Here is a 2,054-nt window from a genome sequence, read left to right as displayed (position 1 = left end):
CTGCAATCTGGGTGATTGGAAGCATTTCGCATTCCTGTGCAATTTCAATGTCTGATTTGAATCCCATTTCAAATTACCTCCTTTTTACTCCGCTTCTAAGTCGGTTTTTTGCTGCTGTCCGCATCATCTGCCAGCAGCCTCTTTAGCTAAAACAGGTGCCACCTGTCTTATTCAAACTCAATCTAATTTATGCCTGAACACATTTTAAAAATGCTTTCAGGGAACCAATGATCACGTCTCCCATAACTGCCATATCCTCTGCCTGGAAAGAAACAGGGAAGTTATCAGAAAAGAGAATCTGTGAAGACGGCGGGAATTCCTCATCGCCCTCCCAGAGAATCATCTGCACTTTGTATTCCGGGAAAATCTCTACTTCATAAGCAATATCGCCGTGCTTTACAGGTGCAGCTTTGATATGCTCCATGATTGCTTTGAAATCTCCCAGTCGGTTTCCATAGGAAAATGCCAGACGTTTGATACATCTGCCGTCAAACTGTCTTAAATATACCTCTCCCCATGGCATTTCACGGTATGTTTTGAACTTCCCTGAACTTTCGGATTTCACTCCATTCAGGAGAAAACGGATCGTCAGGATTCTTGCATAGATCATATCCTCCAACGGATAAAAACCTTTATCATCCGGAGTATGTGTCACTGTGAAATCCGGCCAGGTGATCTGGTATTCGGTTCCAAGAAAAGTTAAAGTCAGAGTTTTTGTTTCTTCGTCATAAGGAATCGCAAGTCTGGAAGCGATCTCTTTCGGATCTGCTGCTGCATACTCCTGAGTATAGTGCTCCCACGGCATTCTTTCCTTACTGTCTTTTTCATAGTTTAAATCATTTAAGCTAAACGCCATTGTAAGTCTCCACAGACAGGACAGATAAGAAATTACTGTGAACAGTAACGATAAAAGACTTACCTGCCCTGTTATTTTTATTACTTAGCGGTTCTGAATCTCTTCCATTACAGTCGGGAACATACTTGTATCTGTATGAGGAATGAAGCATGCACCTACAAATTCATCCATATAGATCGGTACTGTAGAAAGTTCCATATATGTCATATTTGCAGCAAGTTCATAAGTCTTCTTCTCTGCCGGTGTTGACAGAAGCATCAAATACGCACCTGTCAGAGATGAGTTACCAATGTAGTGGAATTTCTCGATCGGAATATCCGGAAACATACCGATATTGACTGCATTCTGCATATTGATACCACTTCCGATACCACCTGCAACATATACGTCATCGATCATGCTCACATCGAAGTCCAGAGAAGTCAGCATAGTACGGATTGCTGAGAAGATTGCACCTTTGGCACGGATGAAGTTGTCAATGTCAACCTCTGTGATCTCAACGTCTTTAACGGAACCTGCCTCATCCTCGAATGCAAGGATATAGCTTCCCATTCCGTATTTGTCATGTTTGATTCTCTTTCCTTCACGGATAAATTTACCTTTCGGGTTGATAATTCCGCAGATATAAAGTTCACTGATCACATCGATGATACCGGATCCACATAAACCTACTGGTTTAGTTCCCGGATCACCTACGATCTTGTAGGTCGGCTCCATGGTTTCTTTGTCAATGGTACATGCTTCGATTGCTCCGTCTGTAGCACGCATACCGCAACTGATATCACCACCCTCGAAGGCAGGACCTGCGGAACATGCACAGCTCATCATAAAGTCTGAGTTTCCGAATACAAGCTCTCCGTTTGTACCAAGGTCGATAAACAGGGAGAATTCCGGTCTGTTCCAGATCTGGCTGACCAGAGTTCCGGCTGTGATATCGCCGCCTACATAGCTTCCGATATTCGGCGCTATAATAATATGAGCGTCTTTATTGATATCAATTCCCACATCAGAAGCAAACAGGGAATTGGTCTTAAAGAATGCAGGGATATATGGTTCTGTACGCAATGGATCAGAATTAATTCCTGCAAACAGATGATTCATAGTTGTATTAGATGCCACGCACATTCTGTATATGCGGTTTTTCGGGAATTTGGCACTCTTGCACATCTCGCTGATCATCGGATTGATGGTTTCTTTG

At 42.8% G+C, this 2,054-nt stretch carries 2 protein-coding genes; both read right to left on the bottom strand.

Annotated features, from left to right (window positions below; genetic code table 11):
• Positions 1-187 precede the first annotated feature (187 nt).
• Positions 188-856: a DUF3786 domain-containing protein gene (locus tag ACTNES_RS20555; protein ID WP_118508877.1), complete on the bottom strand. Its 669-nt coding sequence runs from the start codon at positions 854-856 to the stop codon at positions 188-190.
• 84 nt (positions 857-940) lie between these two features.
• Positions 941-2,054: ASKHA domain-containing protein (locus ACTNES_RS20550; protein WP_441040543.1), on the bottom strand; the 1,114-nt coding region annotated here is incomplete at its 5' end.

The organism is Blautia sp. HCP3S3_D9 (assembly GCF_052063845.1).
GTDB lineage: Bacteria > Bacillota > Clostridia > Lachnospirales > Lachnospiraceae > Blautia_A.
The sequence above is the reverse complement of the archived record's forward strand: the minus strand, read 5'-3'. Positions and strand labels throughout refer to the sequence as shown.